We start from the raw sequence: 676 nt of genomic DNA, 5'->3' as shown, positions 1-676 counted from the left end.
GCGGCAGTTCGGTGTCCAGCCCTGCCAGCGCGGCGAGCACCGTCGGGAACTGCTGGAAGGGCAGCCCGCCGTACCGGTGGCGCCAGGCCTTCGCCTCCGCGATCAGGTCGGCCGGGCCGGCGAGCACCGCGCCCGCGATGCCGTCGAGCGACTTGTAGAACGACACATAGACGCTGTCCGCGAGGTCCGCGATCTCCGCCAGGGAGTGCCCGAAGTGCGGCGGGCACTCCCACAGCCGGGCGCCGTCGAAGTGCACCACGGCGTCCCGGTCGCGGGCGGCGGCCACCGTCGCGGTCAGCTCCTCCCAGGTGGGCAGCTGGAAGCCGGCGTCGCGCAGCGGCAGCTCCAGCATCAGCGTGCCGAACGGTTCGTCGAGGTTCCGGATCTCCTCCGCGGTCGGCATCCGGGGCGCGGTCGTCGGATGGACGGTGCGCAGCCCGCTCACCACCGAGAGGGCGTCGCGCTCATGCACCTCGGGATGGGCCAGCGGGTGCAGGGCGACCGCCGGGTTGCCCGTCCGGCCCGCCCAGCAGCGCAGGGCCACCTGCTGCGCCATCGTGCCGGTCGGGAAGAACGCCGCGGCCGCCATGCCCAGCAGCTCCGCCACCCGCTGCTCCAGCGTGGCGACGACGCCGTCGCCGTACATGTCCAGCGGAAGGTCCAGGTCGTACGCGGC

General features: G+C 74.0%; 1 protein-coding gene. It reads right to left on the bottom strand.

What is annotated here, in order from left to right:
- Window positions 1–676: beta-eliminating lyase-related protein (locus G3I56_RS42680; protein ID WP_239135472.1), on the bottom strand; the 676-nt coding region annotated here is incomplete at both ends.

The sequence above is a fragment of the Streptomyces sp. SID12488 genome (assembly GCF_010548275.1).
In the GTDB taxonomy this organism is placed as follows: Bacteria; Actinomycetota; Actinomycetes; order Streptomycetales; family Streptomycetaceae; genus Streptomyces.
The sequence above is the reverse complement of the archived record's forward strand: the minus strand, read 5'-3'. Positions and strand labels throughout refer to the sequence as shown.